Source organism: Streptomyces dengpaensis (assembly GCF_002946835.1).
GTDB lineage: Bacteria > Actinomycetota > Actinomycetes > Streptomycetales > Streptomycetaceae > Streptomyces > Streptomyces dengpaensis.
In genome coordinates, this window is the sequence record NZ_CP026652.1 from 7,215,813 (window position 1) to 7,232,855 (window position 17,043).

Sequence of the window (17,043 nt, forward strand, 5' to 3'; positions counted from 1 at the left end):
CGCGCACGAGGAGCCCTCTTGCCAGACGAGGCCCAGCCACTCACCGCCGCCAAGCCCGAGCGAGCCTCGGCGCCCGCGGAGAAGCCCGCCAAGAACGCCGCGAGCGGGCCGGTCGAGCACGTCCAGTCCGCGCCCGAGCACAAGGCGGCCGAGAAGCCACGCCCCAAGCCGGCTCCTGCCGAGCGCCCCGCGAGCACCCGGGCGGTCCGCCCGGCGGCGGGCCAGCCCGCGCGCACCGGCGGCTCCTCCAACCGCGTACGCGCCCGCCTCGCCCGGCTGGGCGTGCAGCGCTCCAACCCGTACAACCCGGTCCTGGAACCGCTGCTGCGGATAGTGCGCAGCAATGACCCCAAGATCGAGACGTCGACACTGCGGCAGATCGAGAAGGCATACCAGGTCGCCGAGCGCTGGCACCGCGGCCAGAAGCGCAAGAGCGGCGACCCGTACATCACGCACCCTCTCGCCGTCACCACCATCCTCGCCGAGCTGGGCATGGACCCGGCAACCCTGATGGCGGGCCTGCTGCACGACACCGTCGAGGACACCGAGTACGGCCTCGACCAGCTCCGCCGCGACTTCGGCGACTCCGTCGCCCTGCTCGTCGACGGCGTCACCAAGCTGGACAAGGTCAAGTTCGGCGAGGCCGCGCAGGCCGAGACCGTGCGCAAGATGGTCGTCGCCATGGCCAAGGACCCGCGCGTCCTGGTCATCAAGCTCGCCGACCGCCTGCACAACATGCGCACCATGCGCTATCTCAAGCGCGAGAAGCAGGAGAAGAAGGCGCGGGAGACGCTCGAGATCTACGCGCCGCTGGCCCACCGCCTGGGCATGAACACCATCAAGTGGGAGCTGGAGGACCTCGCCTTCGCGATCCTCTACCCCAAGATGTACGACGAAATCGTGCGCCTGGTCGCCGAGCGCGCCCCCAAGCGGGACGAGTACCTCGCCATAGTGACCGACGAGGTCCAGTCCGACCTGCGCGCGGCCCGCATCAAGGCGACGGTCACCGGCCGCCCGAAGCACTACTACAGCGTCTACCAGAAGATGATCGTCCGCGGCCGTGACTTCGCGGAGATCTACGACCTGGTGGGTATCCGGGTACTTGTCGACACGGTCCGCGACTGTTACGCGGCCCTCGGCACCGTGCACGCGCGATGGAATCCGGTCCCCGGCCGGTTCAAGGACTACATCGCGATGCCCAAGTTCAACATGTACCAGTCGCTCCACACGACGGTCATCGGCCCCAACGGCAAGCCGGTCGAACTCCAGATCCGTACGTTCGACATGCACCGCCGCGCCGAGTACGGCATCGCCGCGCACTGGAAGTACAAGCAGGAGACCGTCGCCGGCACCTCCAAGATCCGTACGGACGTGCCCCGGGCGGCCAAGGGCAGCGCGGGCCATGACACCGTCAACGACATGGCGTGGCTGCGCCAGTTGCTCGACTGGCAGAAGGAGACCGAGGACCCCAGCGAGTTCCTGGAGTCCCTGCGCTTCGACCTGTCCCGCAACGAGGTCTTCGTCTTCACGCCCAAGGGCGACGTCATAGCGCTCCCGGCGGGCGCCACCCCCGTGGACTTCGCTTACGCGGTCCACACCGAGGTGGGCCACCGCACGATAGGCGCACGGGTCAACGGACGCCTCGTCCCGCTCGAATCCACCCTGGACAACGGCGACTTGGTGGAGGTCTTCACCTCCAAGGCGGCTGGCGCGGGCCCCTCCCGCGACTGGCTGGGCTTCGTCAAGTCCCCGCGTGCCCGCAACAAGATCCGCGCCTGGTTCTCCAAGGAGCGCCGCGACGAGGCAATCGAGCAGGGCAAGGACGCCATCGCCCGGGCGATGCGCAAACAGAACCTGCCGATCCAGCGCATCCTCACCGGCGACTCCCTGGTCACGCTGGCGCACGAGATGCGCTACCCCGACATCTCGTCGCTGTACGCGGCGATCGGCGAGGGCCATGTCACCGCGCAGAGCGTCGTACAGAAGCTCGTCCAGGCCCTCGGCGGCGAGGAGGCGGCCACCGAGGAGATCGACGAGGCGGTACCGCCCGCGCGGGGCCGTGGCCGCAAGCGGCGCAGCACCCAGGACCCGGGTGTGGTCGTCAAGGGCGTCGAGGACGTGTGGGTCAAGCTGGCCCGCTGTTGTACGCCCGTACCCGGCGACCCGATCATCGGCTTCGTCACCCGCGGCAGCGGCGTCTCGGTGCACCGCAGCGACTGCGTCAACGTCGACTCGCTGTCCCGCGAGCCCGAGCGCATCCTCGACGTCGAATGGGCACCCACCCAGTCCTCGGTCTTCCTGGTCGCCATCCAGGTCGAGGCCCTGGACCGCTCCCGGCTCCTCTCGGACGTCACCCGCGTCCTGTCGGACCAGCACGTCAACATCCTGTCCGCGGCCGTCCAGACCTCCCGCGACCGGGTCGCCACCTCCCGCTTCACCTTCGAGATGGGCGACCCCAAGCACCTGGGGCACGTCCTGAAGGCGGTACGGGGCGTGGAGGGCGTGTACGACGTGTACCGGGTGACGTCGGCCCGACGGCCTTAAGGCCCCCGAAGCCTTGATCGCCCACTACGTAGAGGGGCTCCCGTACGGACCGTACGGGAGCCCCTCTACGTAGAAGCCGAAAAACTCAGCCGTCTCCAGCCGTCTCAGCCGCCGAACTCTTGCAGCCCCTTCAGGGCCTGGTCGAGCAGCGCCTGGCGGCCGTCGAGCTCCTTCTGGAGCTTGTCGGCCTTGGCCGTGTTGCCGACCGCCCGAGCCGCCTCGATCTGGCCCTGGAGCTTGTCCACGGCGGCCTGGAGCTGACCGGTCAGACCCTCGGCACGCGCGCGTGCCTCCGGGTTGGTCCGGCGCCACTCGGCCTCCTCGGACTCCTGCAGAGCCCGCTCCACCGCGTGCATCCGGCCCTCGACCTTCGGGCGGGCGTCGCGCGGCACATGACCGATGGCCTCCCAGCGCTCGTTGATCGAGCGGAAGGCGGCGCGGGCCGCCTTCAGGTCGGTCACCGGGACGAGCTTCTCGGCCTCCTCGGCCAGCTCCTCCTTGAGCTTCAGGTTCTCGGCCTGCTCCGCGTCGCGCTCGGCGAAGACGGAGCTGCGTGCCGCGAAGAACACGTCCTGGGCGCCGCGGAAGCGGTTCCACAGGTCGTCCTCATGCTCGCGCTGGGCGCGGCCCGCGGCCTTCCAGTCAGCCATCAGCTCGCGGTAGCGCGCCGCCGTCGGACCCCAGTCCGTCGAGCCGGACAGCGACTCGGCCTCGGCGACCAGCTTCTCCTTGGTCTTGCGGGCCTCCTCACGCTGCGCGTCCAGCGAGGCGAAGTGCGCCTTGCGCCGCTTGGAGAACGCCGAGCGGGCGTGCGAGAAGCGGTGCCACAGCTCGTCGTCCGACTTGCGGTCGAGCCGCGGCAGCCCCTTCCAGGTGTCCACCAGGGCGCGCAGCCGTTCACCAGCGGCACGCCACTGGTCGCTCTGCGCCAGCTCCTCGGCCTCGACGACCAGCGCCTCCTTGGCGTGCCGCGCCTCGTCGGACTGCTTGGCCCGCTGGGCCTTGCGCTCCTCACGGCGCGCGTCGACCGTCTCGACGAGCTTGTCCAGCCGCTTGCACAGTGCGTCCAGATCGCCGACCGCGTGGTGGGCGTCCACCTGCTCGCGAATATGGTCGATGGCGGCCTGGGCGTCCTTCGCCGACAGGTCGGTGGTCTTCACTCGCTTTTCGAGGAGGCCGATCTCGACAACCAGGCCTTCGTACTTGCGCTCGAAGTAGGCCAGCGCCTCATCAGGAGAGCCGGCCTGCCAGGAACCGACGACCTGCTCGCCATCGGCCGTACGCACGTACACGGTCCCCGTCTCGTCGACGCGGCCCCACGGGTCGCTGCTCACAGCGCCTCCTCCACATGATGCCTCTGAGGGGCGTCCCCGCCCCTGGCATCGTCCACAGTTTCGTCACGGCCAACATAGGCGACCAGCACGGCGGCTGTCCGCATCCAGCGCGACCGAAATTTCGCAGTTGACGGTCAGGATTTCGTCACGGTCATCTTGTTGATGACGACGGTCGCGTTGGGCGCGCCGTCGCCCTGTCCTGTGCTGTCACCGGCCGCGGCGATCTTCTTGAGAACCTTCATGCCGGACGCGGAAATAGTTCCGAACGGTGTGTAACTGGCCGGCAGCTGACTGTCCTGGTAGACGAGGAAGAACTGGCTGCCGCCGCTGTGCTTCTGGCCGGTGTTGGCCATCGCCACCGTGCCGGCCGGATACACGCCGCCCTTGAGGACCTCGTCCTTCAGGTTCTCGTCCGGGATGGTGTAGCCGGGACCGCCGGAACCGGCGGCCGTCGGGTCACCGCACTGCAGCACGTAGATGCCGTTCGTGGTGAGCCGGTGGCACTTGGTGTGGTCGAAGAAACCTTTGCCCGCGAGGAAGTTGAACGAGTTCACGGTGTGCGGGGCCGCGGCCGTCTTCAGGGCGATGTCGATGTCACCGCACGTCGTCGCCATCTTCATCGTGTAGTCCGCGGACTTGTCGATGGTGACGGCCGGCTCCTTCTTCCAGCCCAGCGACTCCACCTTGCCCTCGGCGGGCTTGTCGCACGGGTCCGGCGCCTTGCTCGTCGGCGCGGCGCTCGGCGTGACCTCCGCGGCGGCGTTGGCCTTCTTGTCGTCGTCGTTCTTGAAAACCCCGGTCGCGTACGACACGACACTGCCCACCACGACGACGCCGAGGACCGAGGCGACGACCGCGTTGCGTGCGTGCGTCTTGCGTCGCGCGGTCGTACGCCGCTGCTGCTGCCGCAAGAACTTCTCCCGGGCGAGCTGACGCCGCCGCTGCTCCTGGCTGACCACCGGGTCTTCTCCTCATGCGTCTCGTACGTCAAGTGGGACGCGTGCGTCTTGTGTGCCGACCGCCTGCGTGTGCCCCGTACCGTATATGGGTTCGCTGAGGAATCGGCAGCGCCGGTAGGCTCTGATCCACAGCCACCCACCCCGTACGAGACAACCGCGTACGCCACCACGAAGGACGATCGTGCTCATTGCCGGGTTCCCCGCCGGGGCCTGGGGGACCAACTGTTACCTGGTCGCCCCGGCCGCGGGTGAGGAGTGCGTGATCATCGACCCGGGCCATCAGGCCGCCCAGGGAGTCGAGGACGCACTCAAGAAGCATCGGCTCAAGCCCGTCGCGGTCATCCTCACGCATGGTCACATCGACCATGTCGCCTCGGTCGTCCCAGTGTGCGGAGCGCACGACGTACCGGCGTGGATCCACCCCGAGGACCGGTTCATGATGAGCGACCCGGAGAAGGCGCTCGGCCGGTCGATCGGCATGCCGCTGATGGGTGAGCTGACCGTGGGGGAGCCGGACGACGTCAAGGAGCTGGCCGACGGCGCCGAGCTGAAGCTGGCGGGCCTCGACCTCTCCGTCGCGCACGCGCCCGGCCATACCAAGGGGTCGGTGACCTTCCAGATGCCCGAAGCCCGCGACGGATCAGACATCCCGTCCGTGTTCTTCTCCGGGGATCTGCTCTTCGCCGGCTCCATCGGACGCACCGATCTGCCCGGCGGCTCCCACGCCGAGATCCTCGACTCGCTGGCCCGTGTGTGCCTGCCGCTCGACGACTCGACCGTGGTGCTGTCCGGCCACGGCCCCCAGACGACCATCGGCCAGGAGCGCGCCACCAATCCGTACATGCGGCAGGTGGCGGCCGGCCAGGGAGCATCGCCCGCTCCCCGACGAGGAATGTGACGAGACTTTCCGTGAGCACCTTCAAGGCCCCCAAGGGCACGTACGACCTGATCCCGCCGGACAGCGCCACATACCTGGCCGTCCGCGAGGCGATCGCCGCCCCGCTGCGCAACTCCGGCTACGGCTACATCGAGACGCCCGGCTTCGAGAACGTCGAACTGTTCGCGCGCGGTGTCGGTGAGTCCACCGACATCGTGACGAAGGAGATGTACGCCTTCGAGACGAAGGGCGGCGACAAGCTCGCCCTGCGCCCGGAGGGCACGGCCTCCGTCCTGCGCGCGGCCCTGGAGGCCAGCCTGCACAAGGCGGGCAACCTCCCGGTCAAGCTCTGGTACTCGGGCTCGTACTACCGCTACGAGCGCCCGCAGAAGGGCCGTTACCGGCACTTCTCCCAGGTCGGCGCCGAGGCGATCGGCGCGGAGGACCCGGCGCTCGACGCCGAGCTGATCATCCTGGCGGACCAGGCGTACCGCTCGCTGGGCCTCCGTAACTTCCGGATCCTGCTGAACAGCCTGGGCGACAAGGAATGCCGTCCGGTGTACAGGGCGGCCCTGCAGGACTTCCTGCGCGGCATGGATCTGGACGAGGACACCCTGCGCCGCGCGGAGATCAACCCCCTGCGCGTCCTGGACGACAAGCGCCCGGACGTCCAGAAGCAGCTGGCCGGCGCGCCGCTCCTGCGTGACTACCTGTGCGACGCGTGCAAGGTGTACCACGAGGAGGTGCGCGAGCTGATCACGGCCGCGGGCGTCTCCTTCGAGGACGACCCGAAGCTGGTGCGCGGGCTCGACTACTACACCCGTACGACCTTCGAGTTCGTCCACGACGGCCTGGGCTCCCAGTCCGCGGTGGGCGGCGGCGGTCGCTACGACGGCCTCTCCGAGATGATCGGCGGTCCCGCGCTGCCGTCGGTCGGCTGGGCCCTCGGCGTCGACCGTACGGTGCTGGCGTTGGAGGCGGAGGGCGTCTCGCTCGAACTCCCCGCGTCCACCAGTGTGTTCGCGGTGCCGCTGGGCGAGGAGGCCCGGCGGGTCCTCTTCGGTGTCGTCACCGAGCTGCGGAAGCTCGGCGTGGCCGCCGACTTCTCGTACGGCGGGAAGGGGCTCAAGGGCGCGATGAAGAACGCGAACCGGAGCGGCGCCCGCTACACGATCGTCGCCGGTGAGCGTGACCTCGCCGAGGGCGTCGTACAGCTCAAGGACATGGAGTCCGGTGAGCAGGTCGCGGTGGCCGTGGAGGCGATTGTGGCGGAGCTGGAGTCGAGGCTCGGCTGAGGCGCGCGGGGGCGAGCGGGGGTGAGGCTTTTCGCCACCGCCGCCCCCGCCGTCGGTCCTTTATGTCCATCGAACGGTGGGCATCGGGGCGCGTACGGCACAATGACCGTACCCGCAGGCCCCTTCGAAGCTACGGAACGGCGTGATGAGCAAGACGACAGCCAAGGACGTCTCGACCGACCAGGAACGCGTCACCGCTCCCCGGACGGTCGGCGGCAGCCGTGGGCTCGCCGTGCTGCTGTTGATCACCGGTGCGGCCGGTCTGCTGGCCTCGTGGGTCATCACGATCGACAAGTTCAAGCTGCTGGAGAACCCGAACTTCGTGCCCGGGTGCAGCCTGAACCCGGTCGTCTCCTGCGGCAACATCATGAAGAGCGACCAGGCCGAGGCCTTCGGGTTCCCCAACCCCATGCTGGGCCTCGTCGCGTACGGCATCGTCATCTGCGTCGGCATGAGCCTGCTCGCCCGGGCCACGTTCCCGCGCTGGTACTGGCTGACCTTCAACGCCGGCACTCTCTTCGGTGTCGGATTCTGCACCTGGCTGCAGTTCCAGTCGCTGTACCGCATCAACTCGCTGTGCCTGTGGTGCTCCCTGGCCTGGGTCGCCACGATCATCATGTTCTGGTACGTGACCTCGTCGAACATCCGCAACGACTTCCTGCCCGCACCGCGCTGGCTGAAGAGCTTCTTCGGCGAGTTCACCTGGGTCCTGCCGGTCCTGCACATCGGCATCATCGGGATGCTGATCCTGACCCGCTGGTGGGACTTCTGGACCAGCTGATTCCAGCCTTTTCGGGGCCGGGCAGCGTTGTCAGTGGTGTGACATAGGGTTTTCTACGTGGAGCCCGACCTATTCACCGCCGCAGCGGAAGAACGCCAGGAGAAGGACCCGACCGGCAGCCCCCTGGCGGTACGGATGCGCCCGCGCACCCTCGACGAGGTCGTGGGCCAGCAGCATCTGCTGAAGCCGGGATCGCCCCTGCGCCGACTCGTCGGCGAGGGGAGCGGCGGCCCGGCGGGACCGTCCTCGGTGATCCTCTGGGGCCCGCCCGGCACCGGCAAGACGACCCTCGCGTACGTCGTCTCCAAGGCCACCAACAAGCGCTTCGTGGAGCTCTCCGCGATCACCGCGGGCGTCAAGGAAGTACGCGCGGTCATCGACGGAGCACGCCGCGCCACCGGCGGCTTCGGCAAGGAGACCGTCCTCTTCCTCGACGAGATCCACCGCTTCAGCAAGGCCCAGCAGGACTCCCTGCTCCCGGCCGTCGAGAACCGCTGGGTGACGTTGATCGCCGCGACGACGGAGAACCCGTACTTCTCGGTGATCTCCCCCCTCCTCTCCCGCTCCCTCCTCCTCACCCTCGAACCGCTCACGGACGACGACCTGCGCGGCCTCGTCAAGCGCGCGCTCACCGACGAGCGCGGCCTGAACGAAGCCGTGACCCTCCCCGAGGACACCGAGGAGCACCTGCTGCGGATCGCCGGCGGCGACGCCCGCCGCGCCCTGACCGCCCTGGAGGCCGCGGCCGGAGCGGCCCTCGACAAGGGCGAGGCGGAGATCGGTCTCCAGACGCTGGAGGAGACGGTCGACCGTGCGGCCGTGAAGTACGACCGCGACGGCGACCAGCACTACGACGTGGCGAGCGCGCTCATCAAGTCCATCCGCGGCTCGGACGTCGACGCCGCACTGCACTACCTGGCCCGGATGATCGAGGCCGGCGAAGACCCCCGCTTCATCGCCCGCCGCCTGATGATCTCCGCCAGCGAGGACATCGGCCTGGCCGATCCGAACGCGCTGCCCATAGCCGTGGCCGCCGCCCAGGCCGTCGCGATGATCGGCTTCCCCGAGGCCGCGCTCACCCTCAGCCACGCCACCATCGCCCTCGCCCTGGCGCCCAAGTCCAACGCCGCGACGATGGCGATCAGCGCCGCCATGGAGGACGTACGCAAGGGGCACGCGGGCCCGGTGCCGATCCATCTGCGCGACGGGCACTACAAGGGCGCGGCCAAGCTGGGGCACTCCCAGGGATACGTGTATCCGCACGACCTGCCCGAGGGCATCGCCGCCCAGCAGTACGCCCCGGAGCAGCTCAAGGACCGGGAGTACTACGCACCCACCCGCCACGGCGCCGAAGCGCGCTACGCGGACGCGGTGGAGTGGACCAGGAAGCACCTCGGTCGAGGGAAGCCTTGATGCCTGTGGCCACGCCCTGATACCTGCGGCCACGCCCTCTGGTCGAAGGCGCTCCTGACCCCCCTGTAGAATGACTCCCAGCGCTGCGTCCCGTGTCCGGCTCCGGTCGGCACCACCAGAACGGGACATGCAGCCGGAGCCCCTGCCACCACGGAGGGATTCCAGGAGCGTCGCGCACCGTCGAAGGTGTCGCGGGCAGCCCACCACCACCCGGTACCGGGGACGGTCGGTGGGCCACTCGCGTGCTGCACGTATGTGCCCAGACCCAGGAGCGGCTGCCCGCCCCGTCCTCAGGGACGAGGAGGGTTTCCCGGGCTGCGGATGCGACCTCCCTTAACCCTGGTGAAGCCGTATTCACATCAGAAACACGAGGTGTTTGGTTCATGGCGAACCAGTCCCGCCCCAAGGTCAAGAAGTCGCGTGCCCTCGGCATCGCGCTGACCCCGAAGGCCGTCAAGTACTTCGAGGCCCGCCCCTACCCGCCGGGTGAGCACGGTCGCGGCCGTAAGCAGAACTCGGACTACAAGGTCCGTCTGCTCGAGAAGCAGCGTCTGCGCGCGCAGTACGACGTGTCCGAGCGCCAGCTCGTCCGCGCCTACGAGCGTGCCTCCAAGGTTCAGGGCAAGACCGGTGAGGCCCTGATCATCGAGCTGGAGCGTCGTCTCGACGCGCTGGTCCTGCGTTCGGGCATCGCCCGCACGATCTACCAGGCCCGCCAGATGGTCGTCCACGGCCACATCGAGGTCAACGGCCAGAAGGTCGACAAGCCGTCGTTCCGCGTCCGTCCCGACGACGTCGTGATGGTCCGCGAGCGCAGCCGTCCGAAGCCGCTGTTCGAGATCGCCCGCGAGGGTGGCTTCGCCGCCGACGGTGAGACCCCGCGCTACCTCCAGGTGAACCTCAAGGCCCTGGCGTTCCGCCTGGACCGCGAGCCGAACCGCAAGGAGATCCCGGTGATCTGCGACGAGCAGCTCGTCGTCGAGTACTACGCCCGCTGATCCTCCGGCGGACGTAGCACCACCTGCGCGTCAGCCCGCCGTGTCCCCGCCCTTCGAGGCGGGCGATGCGGCGGGCTTCCGCATGTCCGGGGGCATCCTGCGGGGCGAGGGCACCGCACCGAGGGGCCGTGCCCGCGGGAGCCGTTAATGCGGTACGAAGCGGCGGTCGTGGCGCGATAGGCTCGGGGCACGACTTTTCGATGTTCAGGTACGCATAAGGGAGCGGGTGCGCACAGTGTCCGGTGGAGAGGTGGCCGGGATTCTGGTGGCCGTCTTCTGGGCGATCCTGGTCTCCTTCCTCGCCGTCGCACTGGCGAGGCTGGCCCAGACGCTCAGGGCGACCACCAAGCTCGTCGCGGACGTGACCGACCAGGCCGTCCCGCTCCTGGCGGACGCCTCCGCGGCGGTGCGCTCCGCGCAGACGCAGATCGACCGGGTCGACGCCATCGCGTCGGACGTCCAGGAGGTCACGTCGAACGCGTCGGCGCTGTCCACCACCGTCGCCTCCACCTTCGGCGGCCCCCTGGTCAAGGTGGCGGCGTTCGGGTACGGCGTGCGCCGGGCCATCGGAGGCCGTCGTGAGAGTGTGCCCGACAAGGCGTCCCGACGTACCGTGATCGTGGGCCGCACCGTCCCGTCCGCGCGGCGGGAAAAGCGGAAGAAGGACTGACGCAGCGATGTTCCGCCGTACGTTCTGGTTCACCGCCGGCGCAGCCGCGGGAGTATGGGCCACCACCAAGGTCAACCGCAAGCTCAAGCAGCTGACCCCCGAAAGCCTCGCGGCGCAGGCCGCGAACAAGGCGATCGAGGCGGGCCACCGGCTCAAGGACTTCGCGCTCGACGTCCGCGACGGCATGGCCCAGCGGGAGGCCGAACTCGGCGAGGTGCTCGGGCTCAATGACCACCCCGAAGTGCCTGGCCCGCGGCGTGTCGCCGCCATCGAGAACCGCAACAACCCCAAGTACGTCGAGAGGTCGACGTACTCGTACAACCGGAATGAGGACCACTGATGGAGTCGGCTGAAATCCGCCGCCGCTGGTTGAGCTTCTTCGAGGAGCGCGGTCACACCGTCGTCCCTTCGGCGTCGCTCATCGCGGACGACCCGACTCTGCTCCTGGTCCCCGCGGGCATGGTCCCCTTCAAGCCGTACTTCCTCGGCGAGGTCAAGCCGCCCTATTCGCGCGCCACCAGCGTGCAGAAGTGCGTGCGCACGCCCGACATCGAAGAGGTCGGCAAGACCACCCGGCACGGCACGTTCTTCCAGATGTGCGGCAACTTCTCCTTCGGTGACTACTTCAAGGAAGGTGCCATCACCTACGCCTGGGAGCTGCTCACCTCGCCCCAGGACAAGGGTGGTTACGGGCTCGACCCCGAGCGCCTGTGGGTGACGGTCTACCTCGACGACGACGAGGCCGAGCAGATCTGGCGCGAAAAGATCGGCGTCCCCGCCGAGCGCATCCAGCGCCTCGGCAAGAAGGACAACTACTGGTCCATGGGCGTCCCCGGCCCCTGCGGCCCGTGTTCCGAGATCAACTACGACCGCGGCCCCGAGTTCGGCGTCGAGGGCGGCCCGGCCGTCAACGACGAGCGGTACGTGGAGATCTGGAACCTGGTCTTCATGCAGTACGAGCGCGGCGAGGGCACCTCGAAGGAGGACTTCGACATCCTCGGCGAGCTGCCCAGCAAGAACATCGACACCGGTCTCGGCCTCGAGCGACTCGCCATGATTCTGCAGGACGTGCAGAACATGTACGAGATCGACACCTCCATGGCCGTCATCAAGAAGGCCACCGAGCTGACGGGCGTCGAGTACGGCGCCGCCCACGAATCCGACGTCTCCCTGCGCGTGGTCACCGACCACATGCGCACGTCCGTGATGCTCATCGGCGACGGTGTGACCCCCGGCAACGAGGGCCGTGGCTACGTGCTGCGCCGCATCATGCGCCGCGCCATCCGCAACATGCGCCTCCTCGGCGCCACCGGTCCGGTCGTCAAGGACCTCATCGACGTCGTGATCGAGATGATGGGCCAGCAGTACCCGGAGCTCATCGCCGACCGGCAGCGCATCGAGACCGTGGCCCTCGCCGAGGAGGCCGCCTTCCTCAAGACGCTGAAGGCCGGCACGAACATCCTCGACACGGCCATCACCGACACCAAGGAGTCCGGCGGCAAGGTCCTGCCCGGCGACAAGGCCTTCCTGCTCCATGACACCTGGGGCTTCCCGATCGACCTCACCCTCGAAATGGCCGCCGAACAGGGCCTTTCCGTGGACGAGGACGGCTTCCGGCGCCTGATGAAGGAGCAGCGGGACAAGGCCAAGGCCGACGCCCTGGCCAAGAAAGTCGGCCACGCCGACCTCGGCGCCTACCGGCAGATCGCCGACGCCGCCGGTGAGACCGACTTCATCGGCTACGACCGGACCGAGGGCGAGTCGACGATCGTCGGCATCCTGGTCGACGGTCTGTCGTCTCCCGCCGCCACCGAGGGCGACGAGGTCGAGATCGTCCTCGACCGCACCCCGTTCTACGCCGAGGGCGGCGGCCAGATCGGCGACACAGGCCGCATCAAGCTGGACACCGGCGCCGTCATCGAGGTCCGCGACTGCCAGAAGCCGGTCCCGGGCGTGTACGTCCACAAGGGCGTCGTCCAGGTCGGCGAGGTGACGGTCGGCGCCAAGGCCCACGCCTCGATCGACTTCCGCCGCCGCAAGGCCATCGCCCGAGCCCACTCGGCCACGCACCTCACCCACCAGGCCCTGCGCGACGCCCTCGGCCCGACGGCCGCCCAGGCCGGTTCCGAGAACCAGCCCGGCCGATTCCGCTTCGACTTCGGTTCCCCGTCCGCCGTTCCGACGGCCGTGATGACCGACGTCGAGCAGAAGATCAACGAGGTGCTCGCCCGCGACCTGGACGTCCAGGCCGAGGTCATGAGCATCGACGAGGCCAAGCAGCAGGGCGCCATCGCCGAGTTCGGCGAGAAGTACGGCGAGCGCGTGCGCGTCGTCACCATCGGCGACTTCTCCAAGGAGCTGTGCGGCGGTACGCACGTCCACAACACCGCCCAGCTCGGCCTGGTCAAGCTGCTCGGCGAGTCGTCGATCGGCTCCGGCGTACGGCGCATCGAGGCCCTCGTCGGCGTCGACGCGTACAACTTCCTCGCCCGTGAGCACACGGTCGTCGCCCAGCTCCAGGAGCTGATCAAGGGCCGCCCCGAGGAGCTCCCGGAGAAGGTCTCCGCCATGCTCGGCAAACTGAAGGACGCCGAGAAGGAGATCGAGAAGTTCCGCGGGGAAAAGGTCCTCCAGGCCGCCGCCGGTCTCGTCAAGTCCGCCAAGGATGTGCGGGGCGTCGCCCTGGTCACCGGCCAGGTCCCGGACGGCACCACCGCCGACGACCTGCGCAAGCTGGTCCTCGACGTGCGCGGCCGCATCCAGGGCGGCCGGGCCGCCGTGGTCGCCCTGTTCACCACGGTCAACGGCAAGCCGCTGACGGTCATCGCCACCAACGACGCCGCCCGCGAGCGCGGCCTCAAGGCCGGTGACCTGGTCCGTACGGCCGCCAAGACCCTCGGTGGCGGCGGTGGCGGCAAGCCGGACGTCGCCCAGGGCGGCGGCCAGAACCCGGCCGCCATCGGCGAGGCCGTCGACGCCGTCGAACGCCTCGTGGCGGAGACGGCCAAGTAAGGACTTCGTGGAGATGCGCAGAGGACGCCGCCTCGCGATCGATGTCGGGGACGCCCGTATCGGGGTCGCCTCGTGCGACCCCGACGGGATCCTCGCGACACCGGTGGAGACGGTCCCGGGGCGTGACATCCCGGCCGCCCACCGCCGGTTGAGACAGCTCGTCGAGGAGTACGAGCCGATCGAGGTCGTCGTCGGACTCCCTCGCTCCCTCAAGGGGGGCGAGGGCCCGGCCGCCGTCAAGGTCCGCGCCTTCGCCCAGGAGCTCGCGGGCGGCATCGCGCCGGTTCCCGTGAGGCTCGTGGACGAGAGGATGACCACAGTGACGGCCAGCCAGGGCCTGCGCGCCTCCGGCGTAAAGTCCAAAAAGGGCCGCTCTGTCATCGACCAGGCGGCCGCCGTGATCATTTTGCAGCAGGCTCTGGAATCCGAACGAGTGTCAGGTAAAGCTCCCGGCGAGGGCGTCGAAGTGGTCATCTGATCGCGGTACGGTAACGTTCCGCGCGATGCGGCGGCGTTCGAACAGCCGCCGCACAGCAAAGAGGCGGACGGGAGCCGTGCCACAAGCGCCGACAGCCGCCGCCTCGCGGCTCGTAGGGGATCGATGACTGAGTATGGCCGGGGCCCAGGCTCCGAACCGTGGCATCCCGAGGACCCGTTGTACGGGGACGGCGGATGGAGAGGACAGGCTGCCGACGGCCAGTCCTCCTACGGCGGCCGGCAGCAGCAGTATCCGCAGCAGCCGCAGCAACAACAGCAGCAGCAGTACGGCGACTGGGCCACCGGGCAGCAGCCCGTGTACGGCCAGGAGCAGCAACAGTACGGCGGCCAGGGCCAGCAGCAGTATCAGCAGTTCCCGGCTCAGGATCACCCGCAGTACGCGGACCAGCCGCAGCACCACTACCACGGCCAGGCCCAGCAGCAGTACGGCGGTCAGGGCGGACAGCAGCAGTACAACGACGGCAGCTGGGACACCGGGGCGCACCCTCAGGTCCCGTACGCCGCTGATCCGGCGGACCCCTACGCGGGCCAGTACAACGGTGGGCAGCCGGACCACTACGGCACAGCCGACGCCTACCCGCCGCCCGAGCCGCCCGCCCGCCGCCGCGCCGAACCCGAACCGGAGACGGACTGGGACCCCGGCCCGGACCAGGGCGAGCACGCCTTCTTCGCCGGTGATGGCGACGATGACGACGACGATCCGAAGGGCGGCCGTGGCCGCGGTGACCGCCGCGGCCAGGGCGGCGGCAAGGGCAAGAAGGGCCGCAGCGGCGTTGCCTGCCTGGTGGTCGTCCTGGTCTTCGGCGGCGGGATCGCCGGGGTCGGGTACTACGGCTACCAGTTCTACCAAGACCGGTTCGGCCCGGCGCCGGACTACGCGGGGGACGGCACGAGTGAGACTGTCATGGTCCAGATCCCCGGTGGTGCGGGCGGCTACGAGATCGGTCAGGAGCTGAAGGCGCGGGGCGTCGTCAAGAGCGTCGACGCCTTCGTGTCCGCGCAGAAGAACAACCCCGACGGGGACAAGATCCAGGCCGGCGCCTATCTGCTGAACAAGGAGATGTCCGCCGCGAGCGCCGTCGAGCTGATGCTCGACCCCAAGAGCCAGAACAACGTGATCGTTGCCGAGGGCCGGCGCAATTCCCAGGTCTACGCGGCGATCGACAAGAAACTCCAACTGCGCAGCGGCACCACCCAAGCCGTCGCCAAGAAGAAGTACAAGAGTCTCGGACTTCCTGACTGGGCGAACACGAACAGCGACATCAAGGATCCGCTGGAAGGATTCCTCTACCCGGCCGCCTATCCCGCGGCCAAGGGCATGAAGCCCGAGGACGTACTGAAGCAAATGGTGGCGCAGGCCACGGAGAAGTACGCGGGGATGGACCTCAAGGAGAAGGCCGAGGAGCTCGACCTGGAGAACCCGCTGGAGTTCATCACGGTCGCGAGTCTCGTCCAGGCCGAGGGGAAGACCCATGACGACTTCCGGAAGATGGCCGAGGTCGTCTACAACCGGCTGAAGTCCAGCAACACCGAGACCAACCAGCTGCTCCAGTTCGACTCGACCTTCAACTACTTGAAGGGCCAGAGTAAGATCCACATCACCGAGCAAGAGATCAACAGCAATAAGGACCCGTACAACACGTACACCCAGAAGGGTCTGCCGCCCGGACCGATCGGCAACCCGGGTGATGAGGCGTTGAGTGCGGCTCTCAACCCGACCGACGACGGCTGGATCTACTTCGTGGCGACCGACGGTCACACCAACACCGAATTCGCCAAGACGTACGACGAATTCGTGAAGCTCAGGGACAAATTCAATGCGAACTCGGGCAACTGACGGCCGCCGCGCCGCCGTACTGGGTTCCCCCATCGCCCACTCCCTCTCCCCGGTGCTGCACCGGGCCGCGTACAAGGAACTCGGCCTCGGCGACTGGTCGTACGACCGTTTCGAGGTCGACGAGGAGGGGCTGCCCGGGTTCTTCGGAGAACTCGGGCCGGAGTGGGCTGGGCTGTCCTTGACCATGCCGCTCAAGCGCGCGGTGATTCCGCTGCTCGACGAGATCACCGAGACGGCGGCCTCCGTCGAGGCGGTCAACACGGTGGTCTTCACCGAGGACGGCCGACGCGTCGGCGACAACACGGACGTCCCCGGGATGGTCGCCGCCCTGCGCGAGCGGGGGATCGAGGCGGTGGACTCCGCCGCCGTCCTCGGCGCCGGCGCCACCGCGTCCTCCGCGCTCGCCGCGCTCGCGCGGATCTGCACCGGTGAGGTCGTCGCGTACGTCCGCAGCGCGGCGCGCGCCGCCGAGATGCGGCAGTGGGGCGAGCGGCTCCGCATCGAGGTGCGGACGGCCGACTGGGCGGATGCCGCGCAGGCGCTGCGGGCGCCGCTCGTGATCGCCACGACCCCGGCCGGCACCACGGACGCGCTCGCCGCGGCCGTACCGGAGCGGCCCGCGACCCTCTTCGACGTGCTGTACGACCCGTGGCCGACCAACCTGGCGGCGCGCTGGTCCGGGTACGGCGGCGCCGTGGTCGGCGGACTCGATCTGCTGGTGCATCAGGCGGTGCTCCAGGTCGAGCAGATGACGGGGCGTTCGCCCGCGCCGCTCGACGCCATGCGGAGTGCGGGCGAGCACGCGCTCGCGGCACGCTGAATCGG

General features: G+C 68.8%; 14 protein-coding genes. 12 read left to right on the top strand and 2 right to left on the bottom strand.

Annotated features, from left to right (window positions below):
* Nucleotides 1-18: 18 nt before the first annotated feature.
* Complete coding sequence (locus C4B68_RS33345; protein WP_099500227.1) at nt 19-2,544, top strand: RelA/SpoT family protein; 2,526 nt, start codon at nt 19-21, stop codon at nt 2,542-2,544.
* Nucleotides 2,545-2,648: 104 nt separating this feature from the next.
* Here the strand turns inward: C4B68_RS33345 and C4B68_RS33350 are convergent, their stop codons facing one another.
* Entirely contained in the window at nt 2,649-3,878 is a 1,230-nt protein-coding gene (locus C4B68_RS33350) for a DUF349 domain-containing protein (protein WP_099500228.1), read from the bottom strand.
* A gap of 134 nt (nt 3,879-4,012) precedes the next feature.
* The gene (locus C4B68_RS33355; protein WP_099500229.1) at nt 4,013-4,837 is read right to left on the bottom strand and encodes a peptidylprolyl isomerase; all 825 of its coding nucleotides are present in this window, start codon (nt 4,835-4,837) and stop codon (nt 4,013-4,015) included.
* 181 nt (nt 4,838-5,018) lie between these two features.
* Between C4B68_RS33355 and C4B68_RS33360 the strand changes: the two genes are divergently transcribed.
* From C4B68_RS33360 to C4B68_RS33415, 11 genes are all read left to right on the top strand, one after another.
* Complete coding sequence (locus C4B68_RS33360) at nt 5,019-5,735, top strand: MBL fold metallo-hydrolase (RefSeq protein ID WP_099500230.1); 717 nt, start codon at nt 5,019-5,021, stop codon at nt 5,733-5,735.
* 11 nt (nt 5,736-5,746) lie between these two features.
* Nucleotides 5,747-7,009: a histidine--tRNA ligase gene (hisS, locus tag C4B68_RS33365; protein ID WP_099500231.1), complete on the top strand. Its 1,263-nt coding sequence runs from the start codon at nt 5,747-5,749 to the stop codon at nt 7,007-7,009.
* Between the two features lie 145 nt (nt 7,010-7,154).
* Complete coding sequence (locus tag C4B68_RS33370; protein ID WP_099500232.1) at nt 7,155-7,790, top strand: vitamin K epoxide reductase family protein; 636 nt, start codon at nt 7,155-7,157, stop codon at nt 7,788-7,790.
* Nucleotides 7,791-7,847: 57 nt separating this feature from the next.
* Nucleotides 7,848-9,203, top strand: coding sequence for a replication-associated recombination protein A (locus C4B68_RS33375; RefSeq protein ID WP_099500233.1), 1,356 nt, complete (start codon nt 7,848-7,850; stop codon nt 9,201-9,203).
* 383 nt (nt 9,204-9,586) lie between these two features.
* A complete protein-coding gene (rpsD, locus tag C4B68_RS33380; RefSeq protein ID WP_099500234.1) occupies nt 9,587-10,201 on the top strand; it encodes a 30S ribosomal protein S4 in 615 nt (204 codons plus the stop codon).
* A gap of 226 nt (nt 10,202-10,427) precedes the next feature.
* A complete protein-coding gene (locus C4B68_RS33385; protein ID WP_099500235.1) occupies nt 10,428-10,871 on the top strand; it encodes a DUF948 domain-containing protein in 444 nt (147 codons plus the stop codon).
* Between the two features lie 7 nt (nt 10,872-10,878).
* Nucleotides 10,879-11,211, top strand: a complete 333-nt coding sequence (locus C4B68_RS33390) for a DUF6167 family protein (RefSeq protein ID WP_099500236.1) — start codon at nt 10,879-10,881, stop codon at nt 11,209-11,211.
* Complete coding sequence (gene alaS / locus C4B68_RS33395) at nt 11,211-13,883, top strand: alanine--tRNA ligase (protein WP_099500237.1); 2,673 nt, start codon at nt 11,211-11,213, stop codon at nt 13,881-13,883. The genes C4B68_RS33390 and alaS overlap by 1 nt, the downstream gene beginning before the upstream one ends.
* A gap of 13 nt (nt 13,884-13,896) precedes the next feature.
* Nucleotides 13,897-14,361 (top strand): Holliday junction resolvase RuvX, encoded by a 465-nt coding sequence (gene ruvX, locus C4B68_RS33400; protein WP_099500238.1) that lies wholly within the window; start codon nt 13,897-13,899, stop codon nt 14,359-14,361.
* A gap of 123 nt (nt 14,362-14,484) precedes the next feature.
* Nucleotides 14,485-16,218, top strand: a complete 1,734-nt coding sequence (mltG, locus tag C4B68_RS33410) for an endolytic transglycosylase MltG (RefSeq protein WP_099500240.1) — start codon at nt 14,485-14,487, stop codon at nt 16,216-16,218.
* Nucleotides 16,199-17,038 (top strand): shikimate dehydrogenase, encoded by an 840-nt coding sequence (locus tag C4B68_RS33415; protein WP_099500241.1) that lies wholly within the window; start codon nt 16,199-16,201, stop codon nt 17,036-17,038. Before mltG ends, C4B68_RS33415 begins: the two co-directional genes overlap by 20 nt.
* Nucleotides 17,039-17,043 lie beyond the last annotated feature (5 nt).

Coding starts and splice junctions, on each gene's coding strand:
- C4B68_RS33390 (WP_099500236.1), top strand. CDS start 10,879: ATGTTCCGCCGTACGTTCTGGTTCACCGCCGGCGCAGCCGCGGGAGTA.
- C4B68_RS33370 (WP_099500232.1), top strand. CDS start 7,155: ATGAGCAAGACGACAGCCAAGGACGTCTCGACCGACCAGGAACGCGTC.
- mltG (WP_099500240.1), top strand. CDS start 14,485: ATGACTGAGTATGGCCGGGGCCCAGGCTCCGAACCGTGGCATCCCGAG.
- rpsD (WP_099500234.1), top strand. CDS start 9,587: ATGGCGAACCAGTCCCGCCCCAAGGTCAAGAAGTCGCGTGCCCTCGGC.
- ruvX (WP_099500238.1), top strand. CDS start 13,897: ATGCGCAGAGGACGCCGCCTCGCGATCGATGTCGGGGACGCCCGTATC.
- alaS (WP_099500237.1), top strand. CDS start 11,211: ATGGAGTCGGCTGAAATCCGCCGCCGCTGGTTGAGCTTCTTCGAGGAG.
- C4B68_RS33415 (WP_099500241.1), top strand. CDS start 16,199: ATGCGAACTCGGGCAACTGACGGCCGCCGCGCCGCCGTACTGGGTTCC.